Genomic DNA, 17,180 nt, shown 5'->3' on the forward strand with positions numbered 1-17,180 from the left:
TGCTGACCACCTACCCATCTCGGGCCCGTCTCCTCGGAGGCGGGCCCGAGGACTGTCTCGATGCCCATATTGGTCAACTCGATTGGCCGAAACGGCCCGATCCGGGCTCTGGAGCCGATCGAGTTGACCAATATGGGCGGACGGCCTCTCAGCCGAGCAGTTCCTCGATCACGAGGGCCGGCGGCAGTTCGCCACGAAGGTGCCCGCGGACGGCGCGGCGGCCCAGCATGGTTTCGTGGATCTCGGAGGTGCCATCGAAGATCTGGGTGATCTTGGAGTCCCGGTTGAGTCGGTTGACGCGGCTCCAGATGCCGATGCCCTGGGCGCCGAAGACTTGGACCGCCTCGTCGGTGTGACGACGCGACGCGTCAGCGGCGAACAGCTTCGCCATCGAGATCAGGTCCTGGTCGCCACCCCCGCCCTGGGCAAACGACTCGGCTGCGAGCCGGGTCAGTTCCCGCGCAGCGCGGTAGTCGGCCAGCATCTGCCCGATCTTGGCCTGGATGCTGGGCAGATCGCCGATGGTGCCACCGAAGGCGGGTCGGGTCGCGGCCCGGGAGATGGCCTCCTCGGCGGCACCGCGGATCAGGCCGACGGCGAAGGCGGCGGCGTCGATGCGGGCCAGGTTGAGGCCGTCCATCATGCCCGAGAACCCTTCGACATTGAGTCGGTTGACGCCGGGCACCCGGACGTTGTCGTACTTGATCCAGCCGTTGGCCATGCCGCGTACGCCCGACAGCTCCTCGCCGTGGCCGCGAGTGACTCCCTCGGAGGCCAGGTCAATGACCAAGGCCACCATCGTGGCGTCGCGCTCGTCGCTGTCGAGCTTGGCCAAGGTGATGGAGTAAGACCCGTTGGGGGCGTAGCCGACCCACAGCTTCTCGCCGGTGACGACATAGTCCTCGCCGTCCCGGCGGGCCACGGTCGACAGCGCGCGTACGTCGGTGCCGGCATGCGGCTCGGTGATGGCGAAGGCGCCGTAGGTCTCGCCGCGCAGGGTCGACCCGACCCAGCGATCCCGCACCTCGGCCTCGGCGTAGCGGGACAGCAGGTAGGGCATCAGCCGGCAGTTGGTGATCGCGATGCCACAGGCCATCGACGCGGCGGCCAGCGACTCGGACACCTCGACGATGCGGGGGGCACGGCTCAGTTCGAGTTCGGTGCCGTTCATCAGCACCGCGGGTACGCCAGCCCGGCCGGCGGCCGCGACCTGCTCGGCGGGGAATCGAGCTTCGCGGTCGATGTCGGTCGCGTGCGGGGTGATGTGTTCGGCGATGAACGCGCGCAGGCCCGCGCTGGTGAGTTCCGGGGCGTACGCCTCCATGATGGCCTCCTGGCTCGTGACGGTCCCTCAAGAGTAGCGATGCATACGTATTCATGCGAGTCGTTCCGTCAGGCTGCGAAAGTACAGCTTGCTGAGGTTGCGCAGCCCGAACCGGCGTTTCGGCCTGCACAGCTACAGCGTGCTGAGGTTTCGCCGGGGCCGCGCGGGCCGACCCCACTCCGGTGCTGGGATCAGCGCTGAGCCGTACGCCGGCAGCCCGGCCGCGGCCGGTGGGCGGCCCTAGCAGGAATCGAACCTGCGACACAAGGTTTAGGAAACCTCTGCTCTATCCCCTGAGCTATAGGGCCCGGACGTGCGTCGGGCCCGCCTCGGCAGGTCTCCCTGCCCGGCGGGCCCTCACAGCATAGGCGCAAATTCAGTTCGCCGTGGCCGACTCCTCAGCCTCCGGGTCGATGCCATTGGCAGCCAGAACTTCCTTCATGTCCAGGCCCTTGAGGCCCTCGATGAGCTTGCTCAGGCCCTGAGCCGAGCTGGCGCCGGCCTCCTTGTAGACCATGTAGCCATCCTTGAAACCCATGATGGTGGGGATCGCCTGGATGTCGAGCTGGGCGGCAAACTCCCGGTTGCTCTCGATGTCGAACTTGCCGAAGACGACATCGTCGTACTTCTCCGACACTTCTTCATAGACCGGGGCGAAGGACTTGCACGGTCCACACCACTCGGCCCAGCAGTCGACGATGACGAGGTTGTTGGCCTCGACGGTCTCGGTGAACTTCTCGGCCGTGACTTCGACGGTTGCCATGTGAGCTCCTCAGATTCTTCGATTGGTCACGCTTGACACTGCTGTCAACTGACACAGCTTTTTCAGTTGACACAGCTTCTTCAATTGACACTGCTTCAACCCCGCAGACGGGGAAGTTATTCCATCCCCAGCCAACCGGCCCCCGGGGTCATCGGGCAAGCCCAGTCAGGCCAACGCCACCACACGCCGCAGCGGCACCGGCACCCGTACGCCGGGCAGTCCCGAGGCGCGGGCCTCCTCGGCTCGACGTTCCAGCCAGTTCAGCGCCCGTCCAACGCGCCGGTCAGACGCCTTCGGCAGGTACATCCCCGACAACAACACTTCGGCGTCGGCGCGATCCTTCACGGTGAAGTGGTAGCGGTCGTGGTTGTTCTCCACCACCTGCAGCCCAGCCACTGTCAGCAGCTGCTTGACTCCGCCACGCTGCAGCGGGAAGGAGGGTCGGCCCAGCATCCGATTCAGGGTGGTCCGGACGCGCAGGTCACCGGGTGCCAGCGGCAGCATCGCGGGCGCGATCACCGCGACCAGACCACCGGGGCGTACCACCCGACCGAACTCACCGGCGGCGGTCGCCGGGTCGTCGAAGGCAGCCAGGCCCCAGGCACAGGTCAGCGCGTCGACGCTGTGGCTGGCGAACGGCAGGTTGGTGGCGTCGGCGCGCAACCAGACATGATCACCGCGAAGGTCGGCGGTCCGTTCCCGGGCTCGGTCCAGCTGGGCTTGGGAACGGTCCAGGCCGACCACGGTGCAGTCGGCATCATCCAGCGCCTCGGTCATCCGGCCGTCACCGCAGGCGACGTCCAGCACAATCGCATGCCGGCCGCCGGTGTAGGGCGTGACCGAGCGGGCCAGCCAAGTGTGCGGCGACAGATGTCCCGCCTCGAGCCGGGTCAGGAACTCTCCCACGGCTCCGGGGCGCTCGGCATGGAACCGTTCCCAGTAAGTGCTCATGCGGCCTCGAGGGCAGCCCTGATGTCGGCGCCGATGTCGCGGATCATGGTGCCCGGCCCGATGGTGCGTCCGGCCACGGCCGACACCAGTGCGGACATGCCCGGCAACGCCTCGGTGGCTTCGGGAGCGGCGGGCATGTGCTCGGCCAGCAGCGGATTGCTGCCGTCGCGCCACTGCTGGGACAGGCGCTGCCAGGTCGTCAGCCAGGCATCGGAGATCTCGGTGGTCGACGGTACGCCGAAGAAGTGCCCGACCGGCGCGTAGTGCCGCAGCGCGACCACGGCGGAGTCCTGATACATCTTCGCGAGCCGGACCCGCGCGTCCAGATCCCGGCGTACTTCCAGCTCCCCGTCGGTGATCCAGCTGCACGGGTGCGGGCAGGTCTCCCCGACGTCGGGCCGGTCGCCGGGCCCGGTGGTCTCATGGTTCATCGCGCAGATCGCGAACGCCTCACCGAGACGGGAGTGGAACCGGTCCAGATAGGCGGTGTACGCCACGATGTCGCCTGAGCAGGCGTGCATCGAGCGCTTGGCGGTGGCTCGCAGCGCCGAGGGGTGCGGGCAGGACCGGTCGTCTGTGCCCCACTTCTCGCCGACGCTGGTGTCCATCAGCTGCGGATCGCCGGCATGTCCGAGCCAGGACTCCATCGCCAACTGCACCAGGTATTCCCCGATCAAGTGGGCGGTGACGACCACCTGCAGCGGTTCGTGACGGGTGGCGCGCAGGTCGAGCACTTCCAGCATCAGCTCGTACAGCGGCACCAGGGTGCCCAGCGCGCCACGTTCGGGGTCCTGGGGGGTACGTGGGAAGCGGGCCTGCAACAGCCGGGCCGCCCAGACGCTCTCGTGTCCTTCGGCGATGTCGTCGAAGTCCTCGGCATCCAGGTCGAGCACCCGCTTGGCAGCAGTGGCCAGTTCAGCGGCGGTGTCATAGCCGGCCTGTTCGGCCAGCAGAGCTGCGACTGCGTCGTACCAATGTCCCCGCAGCAGCGTCTCGATGGTGGTCTTCTCGCCCGCAGGCAGGGTCATACCGCCACCACGAAGAGTTGGTTGGCGGCGTCTTCGGACAGCTCGGCCTCCGGGCCCTCGGCGGTACGCAGCACCACCCCGAGGCCGCCGCGCTTGGCGGTGATCGTCGCGCCCGGCATCAGCTTGGCCTGCCAGACGGTCTCCAGCAGATCAGGCTCGGCCTGCAGCCCTTCACCGATCCAGTCCAGCCGCACCTCGACCGGGTCGGCGCCGGTCACCAGCTGCGGCAGCGGCACCGCGGCACCGAGCTCTTTGGAACTGGCGCCCAGTGCTTCCAGGCCGGGGATCGGGTTGCCGTAGGGCGACTGCTTCGGGTCATCCAGCAGGCCGATCATCCGCTTCTCGACGTCGGTCGACATCACGTGCTCCCAGCGGCAGGCCTCATCGTGGGCCAGCACCCAGTCCAGTCCGATCACGTCGACCAGCAACCGTTCGGCGAGCCGGTGCTTGCGCATCACGCTGACGGCACGTTCCCGGCCAACCTCGGTGAAGGTCAGGTGCCGGTCGCCCTGGACCACCAGCAGGCCGTCCCGTTCCATGCGGGCCACGGTCTGGGACACCGTCGGGCCGGTCTGGTGGAGTCGCTCAGCGATCCGTGCCCGCAGCGGCACGATGCCAGCTTCCTCCAGCTCGAGAACCGTCTTGAGATACATCTCCGTGGTATCGATCAGATCGCCGCTCATCAGCCCCTGCCTTCCGCCGCTTCGCCTCTCGGGCAGCCTATTGCATCCGGCGTACGCCCGCCGGACCTGCCGACCCACTCAGCTGAGCGGGATCTCCTCGCCGTGCCGATGCACGGCCAGCAGTTGCCCTGTGGGGTCAACGCGGCACAGGTCGGCAAACTTCCCGACTGCCAGCTCCCCCACATCAGACAGTCCGTGGACCCGCGCCGGGTTGCTGGCCGCCATCCGGACCACCGTTTCCAGGGGCAGCACACTCGCCACGTTGGCGAAGGCCTGGGCCATGGTCAAGGTCGAGCCGGCGATGGAGCCGAAGCTGCCGTCGTCCTTGACGAGTCGCACCTTGCCGTCGGTGATGTTCGCGGGCAGCCCGCCCAGCTGGAAGGGGCCATCCGGCATGCCGGCGGCGCCGACCGCGTCGGTGATGAGGAGGATTCGGTCGCTGCCCGCAGCCCGCGCGGCCATGGTGACCACCTCGAGGTTGAGGTGGAAGCCGTCGCAGATCACTTCCAGACCGGCCACCCGCGGGTCGTTGAGCAGCAGCGGCACCGGCCCCGGCTCGCGGTGGTGAATGCTGCGCATCGCGTTGAACAGGTGGGTGACCACCTGCATCCCGGCGTCGATCCCGGCCCGGGTCTGATCAAGGTCGGCGTCGCTGTGACCGAATGCCACCTGGACGCCGGCCTCCCGGAAGGTACGCGTGGCCGCCGCGGCATTGGCCCGCACCGGGTCCATCGTCACCATCGTGATGCAGCCCTGACCGGCGGCCAAGATCTCGGCGACCACCTCGTCGGTCGGGTCGATCAGCAGCCCCGGGTCGTGGGCGCCGCAGCGCGCCTCGGAGAGGAACGGCCCCTCCAGGTGGATGCCAGCCAACTCGCCGGCCTGCACCAGCGGCACCAGGGAACGGATCTGGGTCAGCAGCCGATCCACCGAGGTCGTCACCAGACTGGCGAAGAGCGAGGTGGTGCCGCCGCGACGGTGGTAGGCAAGCCCGGGCTCCGGATCATCGCCGAAGTCGAAGCCCGCGCCGCCGTGGCAGTGGGTGTCGATGAAGCCCGGCACCAGCCAGCCGGGCTCCGGGTTGCTGGTCGGGCGGATCGCGGCTATCCGGTCGCCGTCGACCACGATCTCGGCGTCAGTCAGCACCCCCTCGGGAGTGACCACGTGCTCAGCCGACAGGATCATGATGTCTCCCCCTGCTGTGTCTTCCCCGGCGCGGACTGCTGGCCGGTGGCAGCGTCGATGGCATCCCAGCCCAGCAGCGCCGCGCCCACCTGCCCGGAACGGGAACCGAGCTCGGCGACCACCAGTTCGGGCATCCGATGGAAGCTGACCAGGGAGCTCAATTCCTCAGTGATCCGGGGCGCCAACAGGTCGAAGGCGCCGGACATGCCGCCGCCGATGACGACCTTGGCCGAGCCGAGCATGGCCTGGTTGTAGTAGAGCGCCTGGGCCAGGCCCAGGGCGGCTTCGTCGATGATCCGGGCCGCCAGCGCGTCCCCGCTCCGCGCAGCATCAGCGATCTGGGCGGTGGTCCAGTCCGGGTCACCACCAGCCTCGGTGTGGCGTCGGCGCACTGACGCTGCCGATGACCATGCCTCCAGGCATCCCACGGCGCCACAGGCGCAAGCCCGGTCGCCCGCCACCGGCACCGGCATGTGGCCGATCTCTCCGGCGTACCCATCGGCAACGATCATGGTCCCGTCGACCACGATGGCGCCGGCGATGCCGGTGCCCAACGGCATGAAGAGCATGGAGTCACAGCCGCGGCCCGCGCCGACCCGCCACTCGGCCCAGCCGGCCGCGCGGACGTCTTGGGTGACGATCCCGGGCAGGCCGGTCTGGTCCCGCAGCAGATCCTGCAGTGGTTCGTCACGCCAGCCGATGTTGGCGGCCATGTGGCAGAACCCGTTGGCGATGATCCCGGGCACGGCGACGCAGAATCCGGCGCCGGAATGGCGGTCGGCCCAGTCGCGGACCAGGTCGGCCAGCCACAGAGTGACGCCTCGGCCACCCAGGTCGACCGGGGTCGGCGGGGCGTCGCCTGCGACCGCCTCGCCGGCCCGGTTGACTGCTGCGACCTTGGTGAAGGTGCCGCCGACATCGACGGCGATGACGGTGGCCTGCTGCTCAGACATCAGCTCTGCTGGTCGTCGTCCAGGATGATGGAACGTGTCAGGTTACGAGGTTGGTCCGGGTTGAGGCCCAGCCGCATCGCCCGTGCCACCGCGAGCCGCTGCGCGACGACCAGCTCGGCCAGCGGGTCGCGATCGCTGCTGATGAAGGTGGCTCCGGTCGCCTCGACGTCGGCCTGCAGGCCGCTGGGCGGCGTACCGAACATCCACACCAGCCGACCAGGCTCGGCGATCGAGATCGGGCCGTGGCGATAGTCCATCGCCGGATAGGACTCGGCCCATGCCGAGGACGCCTCACGGAACTTGAGGGCCGCCTCGTTGGCCAGGCCGACCGACCAGTTCACGCCCAGGAAGCTGACCTGCTCGGCGGCAGCCATCGCATCGGTGAGCGGCTGCTGCAGGGCCGCTTCGGCCTCGGCGATCACCGGGGCGAGGTCCTGGCCGATGCCGGCCCGCTGGACCGCCAGACCGGTGGTCGCGAAGCGGGTCTGCACGACCGACTGCTCGTCGGCGAAGGAGAGGTCGACGACGTGGTCGGCCACGCCGTGAGCCGGGGTGTCCTGGGTGCCGAGGATGACGGTGGTGCGGGTCTTGCCCTGCAGCTTGGTCAACACCTCGATGACCTCGCTGGTGGTGCCGGAGCGGGTGATGGCGACGACCCGGTCATAGCTGCGGTTGTAGGGGAACTCGCTGGCGGTGAAGGCGTCGCCCTCACCCTTACCCAGCGATTCGCGCAGCACCGAGATGGCCTGGGCCATGAACCAGGAGGTGCCACAGCCGATGTACGCCACCCGCTCACCGTCGGCGGGCAGCGCATCGCCGAGCTGCGGTGCCAGCTCGGCAGCCCGCGTCCAGCACTGCGGCTGCGAAATGATCTCGTCTTCGACCAGGAAACTCATGTCGTCCTCCACCGGGTGACCTTGGCGTACAGCTCTGCTGAACACACCAGAAACAGGTTGCTCAGGCGATCGACGGCGGTCGACCGCAAGCCGAACCTATCAGTCAGCAACAGCCGGAGACAGACAGCCCGCTGGCCGACATCCGACCGGTCCCCTCGCCCACCCGATCCGGGTGGAAGACTGGTGCGGTGCTTGAGATTCCTGCCTCCCTGCTGCCCGCCGACGGCCGCTTCGGATGTGGTCCGGCGAAGGTGCGCCGGGCTGCCGTTCAGGCCGTTGCCCAGTCGCCCCTGATGGGAACCTCGCACCGGCAGGCGCCGGTGCGCGACCTGGTCGGGCGGATCCGCGACGAGATCGCCCAGCTCTATCAGCTGCCCGAGGGTTATGAGGTGCTGCTCGGCAACGGCGGCTCAACGCTGGTGTGGGATGCCGCGGTCGCGGGCCTGATCCGCAAGCGCAGCGGCCACGCGGTGTGCGGTGAGTTCTCCCAGAAATTCGCCTCCGCAGCAGCTGCCGCGCCCCACCTGGCCGAGCCGGTCGTCACGGCGTACGAACCGGGCACCGCCGGGCTGCCGGAGCCCTGCGAGGACGTCGATGTGTACGCCTGGGCGCACAACGAGACCTCGACCGGCGCGGCCACCCCGGTGCGCCGGATCGACGGCTTCGACGCGCTGGTCGTGGTGGACGGCACGTCGGCCGCCGGCGGCATGGAGTTGGACGCCAGCCAGGTCGACTTCTACTACTTCGCCCCCCAGAAAAACCTTGGCTCCGATGGTGGCCTGTGGCTGTCGCTGGCCTCGCCTGCTGCGGTGGAACGCATCGAGGAGCTGGCACCCCAGCGGTGGATCCCGGCGACGCTGAGCCTGCGTGAGGCGCTGACGAATTCGCGGCAGCAGCAGACCCTCAACACGCCGGCGTTGGCGACCTTGATCATGCTCGAGTCGCAGCTGGCCTGGCTGTTGGACACGGGCGGGCTGGCCGGGGCGGCGCAGCGCTGTCGGGACAACGCCTCGGTGATCTATGGCTGGGCCGACGAGCGGCCCGAGGCGACCTGTTTCGTCGCCGATCCGGAACACCGCTCGCCGGTGGTGGCCACCATTGATCTTGATGCATCGGTGGACGCCGCTCAGGTCGCCGCGACGCTGCGCAGCAACGGCATCGTGGACGTCGAGCCCTATCGCAAGCTGGGCCGCAACCAGCTACGCATCGCCCTGTTCACCACGATCGACACCGCCGACCTGCGGGCCCTCACCCGCTGCATCGACTTCGTCCTCGACGCCGGCGCCTGAGCCCTGCCGCGAGGAGTCGTTCCAGTCCACCCCCGCTACGCCGCCGGTCTCGTAGCCTTGGTCGGCTGCCGGGCCGCGGGAGCGTCGCGGCCGCACCGGCGGCGCGTCCGGGTCGTCGGCCCACGGGTTGATCATGCCCCGTTCGGCCGGGGTCAGGTCCGATTCGGCCCCGATGTCGGCCGGGCCGGACGGAGCCTCGGGACGCTTCCGCGACGGCAATCGGAGCCGCTTGGGTGCCGCCGCCGGTGCCGCGGCCGACTCGGTCGGCGGCTGGTCAACCGGGCTCGCTTGCGTCGGCTTCGCCTCGTCGGGAGTTGCCTCAGCCCGGGGTTCGGACGCTGGCGGGGGCACCTGGCGCTGAACCGATGGCTCCTCGGTGGCGGCCTCGTCGGTGGCGGCATCATCGACCCGTGCCGACGGCGACTGGCCGTCTGGCTCGTCGTCGACATCGGCAGCTCCTGCACCCGAACCCGAACCATCCGAACCCGAACCATCCGAACCCGAGCCACCCGCTCCCCAGGGCGGCAGGATCCGATCCAGCCACTCGGGGTTACCGTCCCGGCCGGTGAAGTAGACCACCGCCCCGCCGACCGCGGCGAGCAGCACCGCGGCCACGATCGCCACGATGGTGCCGCTGCGCTGCGGTGCCGGGATGTCCTCCAGTTGTTCTTCCTCGTCCACCGGAGCCTGCTCGCTGGGCTGCTGGCTGGGCGTCGGAGTCTCCCCGCCCGGGCTCGGCTGGCCCTCGGGCACCTCCTCAACCGCCGCCGGGATCGGCATCGACAGCACCTCGGACTGCTCACCCTCGCTGCCCAGCAGCAGGGTCTCGCCGTCCAGTGCCACCGTGATCGACTCACCCTGCGGCTGGATAGGCGCCGGCGCGGAGGCCACCACTTCGAAGTCCTGATCGGGGTCCACGACGAACACCCCGAAGTAGCTGCGCAGCACCATCCGGCCATCAGGCAGCACGGCACCATCGGTGATGTACGCCGGCGCGTCGGCGACCTTCTCCAGTTCGTTGCTGCCCTGCACACTCAGCTCGGGGCCGGCGGTGTAGATGCCGCCTTGGAGCTCCTTGGAGACGATGAAGATCTGTCCGTCGTCGTCCACCAGCATCGCCTCCGCGTCACGGGGGCCGTCGGCGTACGTGAAGTCATAGGAGCGGAACTGACTCTGCGCGCTCGGGGTCGGGTTGGCGAAGTGATAGACGACGATGCCCGGACGTACGGCGTTGTTGTCGCCAATGTCACCGATCCAGAGTCGGTCCACCGCGTAGGAGACCGCCTCCACGTCGAGGGTCTGTGCCGGGAAGGTCAGCACGCCCTGGGTCTCGCCGTTCTCGTCGAGGGCGTACGCAGCGCCTTGGCGCCCGGGCTCGCTGTCGTTGACGGTCCAGTAGCGATTGTTGCCCGGCTCGGTGGCCAACCCCGACGACTCGGTGATCCGCTCATCGGTGATGGTGAAGGCGACCTCCTGGGCGCTGGCCGGGAGCGTCACGGCGACCGCGCCGAGCACAGCGATCAGGCACGCGGCTGCCACCGCTGCCAGCCGGCGGCCCAGTTGCCGGCCGTGGGTCGGGTCGGGTCTGGTCACCAATGCCACCTGCACGTTGTCCGTTCCATCCTCAGTTCAATCCGAGCAACGTGCCGACCACCACGATGAGCAGCAGGGACGCCAGGACCAAACTCAGCAGGCGTCGACGGTCACGTACTTTCACCCCGCCAGACTAGTCGTTCCGCACCGTGTCGGCCGGTTTCCTCACCCGGGTGCGCCGCCGGGGGTGGCCAGATCTAGGCTGGTCGCATGGCTCAGGTGAAGCTGTACGCCGTCCCGCTCGGTGAGGTGCAGGGCCTGTTCGGTGCCCGGCCCGACGTCGCCGAACGCGTCCGTGCGATGACCGCAGACCTGATCGCAGCCAAGCCGAAACGCCGGGTGTTCTTTGCCGGCGATCAGACCCGTACGCCGGTGCCACCACAGGAGTTCGAACCCAGCCAACATGACGTGGAAGCGATTCTGGCCGGGCGCTATCCGGCGCCGGACCGGATCGTGCCGGCGTGGCTGTTGTTGGAGCAGGTGCTGGCCGGGATCTCCCGGGCCCGGCATGTCACGCCACTACCGGACACAGCGGATCCGGTGGGCAGTCTCGACTTCGCGCTGGCGGCAGCCGGCGTCGGGGCAGAACACGGGTTGCGGCACCTGCTCGACGCCTCGGCCGAGCTTCCCACCCATGCGCCGCGGCGAGTCCGGGTGGGCTGCGTGCCGGCCGATCACGCCCGCGCGATGGCAACCAGCTGGGCCAGCGCCTCACTCGCCGAAGGGCCGATCCGCCAAGCTGTCACCGCCCTGGCCGGCTGGCTCACCGCGGTGTTCGGGCCGGACGGTCGGGACAGCTCGGACGTGGACCTGCTCGCGATCCTGCATCCCTGACCGCCCGCCACCTGGGTGAACACCCCGATCGCCCGGAAGCGACCCGGGGGCACCGGATCAGGCCGGCGTACGCCTCACGCAGGCTTGACGACGACGACCAGGTCGCCACCGTCGAGCGGCTGGACGCCGTTGATCGCGACGCGTTCGATGGTGCCGGCCACCGGGCTGGTGATCGCAGCCTCCATCTTCATCGCCTCGATGGTCGCCACCGTCTCCCCCGCGGCGACCTCCTGGCCCTGCTCGACGGTCACCTTCACTGCGCCGGCAAACGGGGCGCCGACGTGGTCCGGGTTGGACGCGTCGGCCCGTTCGGTGGCCGACACCTCGGCCTTGATCGACTTGTCGCGCACCGAGACCGGCCGCAGCTGACCGTTGTGGACGGTCATCACGGTCCGCATGCCCTTCTCGTCGGGCTCGGCGATCGCCTCCAGCTCGAGCAACAGGTTGACGCCCTTGTCGAGCTTCACCCCGTACTCGTGGCCGTGCTCCATGCCGTAGAGGTATTCCGGGGTCGGGATGACGCTGAGGTCGCCGTAGGTCTCGTCGGCCTGCTCGTATTCCTTCGTCGGCCCGGGGAAGAGCAGTCGGTTGAGGGTGACCTGCCGTTCCCGGCCCGGCTTCTGCAACGCGACCGCGTCCTCCTCGCTCACCTCGGCATCCCGGATCGGGACCGTACGCCCGTCCAGCGCCTTGGTGCGGAAGGGCTCGGGGAAGCCGTTGGCGGGCTCGCCGAGCTCACCGGCCAAGAAGCCAATCACCGAGTCGGGGATGTCGAACTTCTTCGGATCGGCGGCGAACTCCTCGGGGTCAGCACCGACCGCGACAAGGTGCAGCGCGAGGTCGCCGACCACCTTCGACGACGGCGTCACCTTGGTCGGGCGGCCCAGGATCCGGTCCGCCGCGGCGTACATCTCCTCGATCTGCTCGAACCGCTCGGCCAGTCCCAACGCGGTCGCCTGCTGACGCAGGTTGGACAGCTGACCACCGGGGATCTCGTGGTCATAGACGCGCCCGGTCGGCGCCGTCAGACCGGACTCGAAAGGCTTGTAGACCTTGCGGACCGCTTCCCAGTAGGGCTCCAGGTCCATCACCTTGCGCAGGTCCAGCTTGGTGGCGCGTTCGGTGTTGGCCAGGGCCGCGACCAGCGCGGACTCCGGCACCTGTGAGGTGGTGCCGGCCATCGCCGCCGAGGCGACGTCGACCGCGTCGACACCGGCATTGACCGCGGCCAGCAGGGTGGCCAGCTGACCACCGGCGGTGTCGTGGGTGTGGAGGTGGACCGGCAGGTCGAAACGCTCCCGCAGCGCGGTGACCAGACTGGTCGCCGCCGGCGGGCGGAGCAGGCCCGCCATGTCCTTGATGGCCAGGATGTGGGCGCCGGCATCGACGATCTGCTCGGCCAGCTTCAGGTAGTAGTCCAGGGTGTAGATGTCCTCGGCCGGGTTGCTCAGATCACCCGAATAGCACAGCGCCACCTCGGCGACGGCCCCAGTTTCACGCACCGCATCGATCGCTGGGCGCATCTGCTCGACATCGTTGAGGGCGTCGAAGATCCGGAAGATGTCGATGCCGGTGCGGGCCGCCTCGTCCACGAAGGCCTGGGTGACCTCATTGGGATAGGGCGTGTAGCCGACCGTGTTGCGGCCACGCAGTAGCATCTGCAGGCACTGGTTGGGCAACTCCTCCCGCAGCGAGGCGAGCCGCTGCCAGGGATCCTCACCGAGGAAGCGCAGCGCCACGTCGTAGGTCGCGCCGCCCCAGCACTCGATCGAGAACAGGTCAGGCAGCAGGCGCGCGTACGCCGGCGCCACCCCCAACAGGTCGCGGGTCCGGACCCGGGTCGCCAGCAGCGACTGGTGGGCGTCCCGGAAGGTGGTGTCGGTGACCTCGGTGCGCGGTTCGGCGCGCAGCGCGGCCGCAAAGCCTTCGGCACCGAGCTCCAGCAGCCGCTGCCGGGAACCGGGCGCCGGGGTCTCCCGGGCATCGAAGACCGGCAACTTCTCGCGCGGATCCATCCGGGTCGGCGCCTCACCGTTGGGCTTGTTGACGGTGACGTCGGCCAGCCAGCGCAGCAGCCGGGTGCCGCGGTCGGCCGGCGGCTGGGCGGACAGCAGGTAGGGACGTTCGGCGATGAAGTTGGTCGACAGGTCCTCGGCGGAGAAGTCGGTGTCGTCCAACACGGCCTGCAGGAAGGGAATGTTGGTGGACACGCCACGGATCCGGAATTCGGCCAACCCGCGCCGGGCGCGGGTCTGGGCGATCTTCAGGTTGGCGCCGCGGGTGGTCAGCTTGACCAGCAGCGAATCGAAGTGGGCGCTGATCTCGGCGCCGGTGGCAGCGGTGCCGCCGTCCAGGCGTACGCCTGCACCCGCCGCGGAACGGTAGGCGGTGATGGTGCCGGTGTCAGGCCGGAAGTTGTTGGCCGGGTCCTCGGTGGTGATCCGGCACTGCATCGCCGCACCGGAGAAGCTGATCTGGTCCTGGGTCAGACCCAGCTCGGGCAGCGACGAACCTGAGGCGATCAGCATCTGCGACTGGACGATGTCCACATCGGTGATCTCTTCGGTCACCGTGTGCTCGACCTGGACGCGCGGGTTCATCTCGATGAAATGGTGTTCCCCGGCCCGCTCCCCCTCGGTCTCGACCAGGAACTCCACGGTGCCGGCGCAGGTGTAGTCGAGCTCGGTGGCGAACTTCACCGCATCCGAACACAACGCCCGGCGCAGTTCCTCGCTGATGTGCGGGGCCGGCGCCAGCTCGATGACCTTCTGGTGGCGGCGCTGGATGGAGCAGTCACGCTCGTAGAGATGGACCACATTGCCCTGGGTGTCAGCCAGGATCTGGACCTCGATGTGGCGGGGCCGCTGCACGGCCTGCTCGACGAAGACGGTCGAGTCACCGAAGGCGCCCTCGCCCTCGCGCATCGCGGCCTCGATCGACTCACGCAGGTCCTCAGGGCGGTCCACCCGGCGCATGCCGCGGCCGCCACCACCGGCGACGGCCTTGACGAAGACGGGGAAACCGATCTCCTCAGCGCCCTTGACCAGTTCGTCGAGGTCCTGGCTGGGCGGGGTCGACCGCAAGGTCGGGACGCCGGCCCGACGGGCGGCGGCGACGGCTTCGACCTTGTTGCCGGCCAGCGCCAAGATGTTGGCGGCCGGACCGATGAACGTCAGCCCGTTGTCGGCGCAAGCCTTGGCCAGCTTGGGATTCTCGGACAGGAAGCCATAGCCGGGATAGACCGCATCGGCGCCGGACTCGAGCGCCACCCGGATGATCTCGTCGATGTCGAGGTAGGCGCGTACGGGATGCCCCTCCTCGCCGATGAGATAGGCCTCGTCGGCCTTGATGCGGTGCTCGGCATTGCGGTCTTCGTACGTGAAGACGGCGACGGTGCGAGCACCGAGCTCGTACGCCGCCCGGAACGCGCGGACCGCAATCTCGCCGCGATTGGCCACCAGAACCTTCGAGAACATGGTGCCCACGTTATCGGTGTGGGCCGACAGGATTCATCCAGCGCCATCCGGTGAACTCCGCCGCCAACGCCGCGGGCCCCCGGCGTACGACAATCCGTCCGCCGAGGGCCCGCAGGTCAGGTCCTCAGATCACAGCAGGAATGCGGTGATGAGGCCCTGGGTGAAGTAGATGAGGAAGAGCACCGCGACCACCCACATCAGCGGATGGACCTCGCGGGCCTTGCCCCGGACCGTCTTGGTGAAGACGTAGGCCAGGAAGCCCGCGCCGATGCCGACGGTGATGGAGTAGGCGAACGGCATCAGGATGATGGTGAGGAAGGTCGGCAGACCCTCCTCAATGTCGTTCCAGTCGACGTCGACGACATTGGACATCATCAGGAAGCCGACGAAGACCAGCGCCGGGGACGCAGCCTCGGAGGGCACCATCCCGATCAGCGGCGCCAGGAAGATGCCGACCAGGAACGCCAGGCCGGTGACGATCGCCGACAGGCCGGTACGCGCGCCGGCGCCGACACCGGAGGCGGACTCGACGAAGGAGGTGTTGGAGGACACCGACCCCAGACCACCGGCGGCCGCAGCGACCGAGTCGACCAGCAGGATCTCCTTGACGTGCTCGGGGTTGCCGTCCTCGTCCAGCAGGTCGCCCGCGCCACCCACGGCGACGACGGTGCCCATGGTGTCGAAGAAGTCGGCCAGCAGCAGCGAGAAGACCAGCAGCAGCAGACCGATGAAGATGGTGATGTTGAACTCGCCGCCGGGGAAGAACCCGCCGATCATGTCGACCCGGCCCAGCAGCGTCAGGTCCGGGGCGCTGAAGCCGGCGAAGGTCGGGACGTTCAGCGACCAGCCGGTGGGGTTGTCCCCCGACATGGCACCGACCGGGCTGATGGCCTCGATGATGACGGCCAGCACGGTCGCGGCAAGGATCGCGATCAGCAGGGCACCCTTCACCTTGCGGGCGTGCAGGACCACCATCAGCAGCAGGCCGACGACGAAGACTGCCATCGGCCAGCCGATGATCGACCCGTCGATGCCGAAGCCGACCGGCGGCGTACCGGGGGCCTCGGGCTTGCGGACGATGCCGGCGTTGATGAGGCCGACGAAGGTGATGAACAAGCCGATACCGACGGTGATGCCGGTGCGCAGCGACTTGGGGACGGCCTTGAACACGGCAGTCCGGAAGCCGGTCAGCACCAGAATGGCGATGAGGATGCCCTCCCAGACCACCAGGCCCATCGCCTGGGGCCAGGTCATCATCGGGGCGATGACGTTGGCCAGCAGGGCGTTGAGGCCCAGGCCGGCGGCCAGGCCGAGCGGGAACCGGCCCCACGCGCCCATCAGGATGGTCATCACGCCGGCGACCAGCGCAGTCGCAGCCGCGACCATGCCGATGGTGATGCCGACATTGGCCTCGATGGTGGCGCCGCTGGCGTCCAGCATCGGCAGGCCGGAGACGAGGTTGCCCTCGGAGTCGGCGGTGGTGCCGATGATGAGGGGGTTCAGGGCCAGGATGTAGGCCATGGTGAAGAAGGTCACCAGTCCGCCTCGGACCTCCTGGCCGACGCTGCTGCCGCGTCGGGAGATGCCGAAGTACTTGTCCATTTTGGAGGGCGATTTCTCCGCCGTCGTCGTGCTCACCGGCGCATGATAGCCCGATCAGCCCCGGTTGTGGGGCGGCCGCAGGAAAGTCTCGGCGGGCCCGGGGGCAGCGAACTCGGTCGCGCTGGCTGAGCACCGGTCAAGCGGGCCAGCAAGGATTCAGCGGGCTGCGCCAGGCGGTGCCGCGGTCCGAGGACCGCCTGTTCCTACGAAGTTCGGGGCTGGCTGGCCCCTCGGACGCCGGATTCAGTCGGTCTGGCGGCGGCTGCGGCGCCAGGTCCACAGCGACCCAACCAGCCCGATCACCACGCCCAACAGGCAGATGTAGGTGTTGTCACGCTGGTCGAGCAGCCACATCACCAGCGCACCGACGGCGAAGCAGACCGTGCCGATGGCGAAGGCGAGCCGACCGTCGGTGTCGACCGGGTCCACCGGCGCCGGCCGCAGCACATCGTGCTCCTCGGTGACCACCTCGCTGCCAGCGACCTGTCCCTCGGCGCCTCGAGCACCAGGCGTACGCGGGGTTTCCTCGACAGGAGCCGCGTCACGGGTGGGGTCCGGTGAAGTCATGGAACCCACGGTAGCCGGGTCCGGCGTGGGGACGGG

At 68.8% G+C, this 17,180-nt stretch carries 14 protein-coding genes and 1 tRNA gene; 2 read left to right on the plus strand and 13 right to left on the minus strand.

The annotated features are described in order from the left end of the window. Positions 1 to 148 precede the first annotated feature (148 nt). The 9 genes from CGZ91_RS02830 to CGZ91_RS02870 all read right to left on the minus strand — a co-directional run bounded on the left by CGZ91_RS02830 (position 149) and on the right by CGZ91_RS02870 (position 7,783). Positions 149 to 1,324 carry an acyl-CoA dehydrogenase family protein gene (locus tag CGZ91_RS02830; RefSeq protein WP_094452413.1) on the minus strand — a complete coding sequence of 392 codons (1,176 nt, stop codon included), beginning with the start codon at positions 1,322 to 1,324 and terminating at the stop codon, positions 149 to 151. 235 nt (positions 1,325 to 1,559) lie between these two features. Next, positions 1,560 to 1,632 (minus strand) — tRNA-Arg (locus CGZ91_RS02835). 68 nt (positions 1,633 to 1,700) lie between these two features. Continuing rightward, positions 1,701 to 2,087: a thioredoxin gene (gene trxA, locus CGZ91_RS02840; RefSeq protein WP_094450136.1), complete on the minus strand. Its 387-nt coding sequence runs from the start codon at positions 2,085 to 2,087 to the stop codon at positions 1,701 to 1,703. A gap of 165 nt (positions 2,088 to 2,252) precedes the next feature. Next, positions 2,253 to 3,038 carry a class I SAM-dependent methyltransferase gene (locus CGZ91_RS02845; RefSeq protein ID WP_094452414.1) on the minus strand — a complete coding sequence of 262 codons (786 nt, stop codon included), beginning with the start codon at positions 3,036 to 3,038 and terminating at the stop codon, positions 2,253 to 2,255. Further along, positions 3,035 to 4,066, minus strand: a complete 1,032-nt coding sequence (locus tag CGZ91_RS02850; RefSeq protein ID WP_094452415.1) for a hypothetical protein — start codon at positions 4,064 to 4,066, stop codon at positions 3,035 to 3,037. Before CGZ91_RS02850 ends, CGZ91_RS02845 begins: the two co-directional genes overlap by 4 nt. After that, on the minus strand, positions 4,063 to 4,749 hold the full coding sequence (locus CGZ91_RS02855; protein WP_094450133.1) for a metal-dependent transcriptional regulator: 687 nt from the start codon (positions 4,747 to 4,749) through the stop codon (positions 4,063 to 4,065). The genes CGZ91_RS02850 and CGZ91_RS02855 overlap by 4 nt, the downstream gene beginning before the upstream one ends. Positions 4,750 to 4,827: 78 nt before the next feature. Beyond that, the gene (locus tag CGZ91_RS02860; protein WP_094452416.1) at positions 4,828 to 5,934 is read right to left on the minus strand and encodes an N-acetylglucosamine-6-phosphate deacetylase; all 1,107 of its coding nucleotides are present in this window, start codon (positions 5,932 to 5,934) and stop codon (positions 4,828 to 4,830) included. Next, the gene (locus CGZ91_RS02865) at positions 5,931 to 6,887 is read right to left on the minus strand and encodes an ROK family protein (RefSeq protein WP_094452417.1); all 957 of its coding nucleotides are present in this window, start codon (positions 6,885 to 6,887) and stop codon (positions 5,931 to 5,933) included. The genes CGZ91_RS02860 and CGZ91_RS02865 overlap by 4 nt, the downstream gene beginning before the upstream one ends. Further along, positions 6,887 to 7,783, minus strand: coding sequence for an SIS domain-containing protein (locus CGZ91_RS02870; RefSeq protein ID WP_094450169.1), 897 nt, complete (start codon positions 7,781 to 7,783; stop codon positions 6,887 to 6,889). Before CGZ91_RS02870 ends, CGZ91_RS02865 begins: the two co-directional genes overlap by 1 nt. A 188-nt stretch (positions 7,784 to 7,971) precedes the next feature. On the opposite strand from CGZ91_RS02870, the gene serC reads away from it, so the two are divergent. After that, positions 7,972 to 9,072 (plus strand): phosphoserine transaminase, encoded by a 1,101-nt coding sequence (gene serC / locus CGZ91_RS02875; RefSeq protein WP_179229188.1) that lies wholly within the window; start codon positions 7,972 to 7,974, stop codon positions 9,070 to 9,072. Here serC and CGZ91_RS02880 read toward each other — a convergent pair. Further along, entirely contained in the window at positions 8,983 to 10,665 is a 1,683-nt protein-coding gene (locus CGZ91_RS02880; RefSeq protein WP_144276755.1) for a hypothetical protein, read from the minus strand. The two genes, serC and CGZ91_RS02880, sit on opposite strands and share 90 nt — an antisense overlap. Positions 10,666 to 10,875: 210 nt before the next feature. Here CGZ91_RS02880 and CGZ91_RS02885 point away from each other — a divergent pair, with 210 nt between their 5' ends. Continuing rightward, positions 10,876 to 11,499 carry a DUF7691 family protein gene (locus CGZ91_RS02885; RefSeq protein ID WP_094452420.1) on the plus strand — a complete coding sequence of 208 codons (624 nt, stop codon included), beginning with the start codon at positions 10,876 to 10,878 and terminating at the stop codon, positions 11,497 to 11,499. A gap of 74 nt (positions 11,500 to 11,573) precedes the next feature. Here the strand turns inward: CGZ91_RS02885 and CGZ91_RS02890 are convergent, their stop codons facing one another. The 3 genes from CGZ91_RS02890 to CGZ91_RS02900 all read right to left on the minus strand — a co-directional run bounded on the left by CGZ91_RS02890 (position 11,574) and on the right by CGZ91_RS02900 (position 17,144). After that, on the minus strand, positions 11,574 to 14,975 hold the full coding sequence (locus CGZ91_RS02890; protein ID WP_094452969.1) for a pyruvate carboxylase: 3,402 nt from the start codon (positions 14,973 to 14,975) through the stop codon (positions 11,574 to 11,576). A gap of 129 nt (positions 14,976 to 15,104) precedes the next feature. Further along, positions 15,105 to 16,577, minus strand: coding sequence for an NCS2 family permease (locus CGZ91_RS02895; protein ID WP_094452421.1), 1,473 nt, complete (start codon positions 16,575 to 16,577; stop codon positions 15,105 to 15,107). A 243-nt stretch (positions 16,578 to 16,820) separates the two neighbouring features. Beyond that, positions 16,821 to 17,144: a DUF2530 domain-containing protein gene (locus tag CGZ91_RS02900; protein WP_144276756.1), complete on the minus strand. Its 324-nt coding sequence runs from the start codon at positions 17,142 to 17,144 to the stop codon at positions 16,821 to 16,823. Positions 17,145 to 17,180 lie beyond the last annotated feature (36 nt).

This window comes from Parenemella sanctibonifatiensis (assembly GCF_002250565.1).
GTDB lineage: Bacteria > Actinomycetota > Actinomycetes > Propionibacteriales > Propionibacteriaceae > Parenemella > Parenemella sanctibonifatiensis.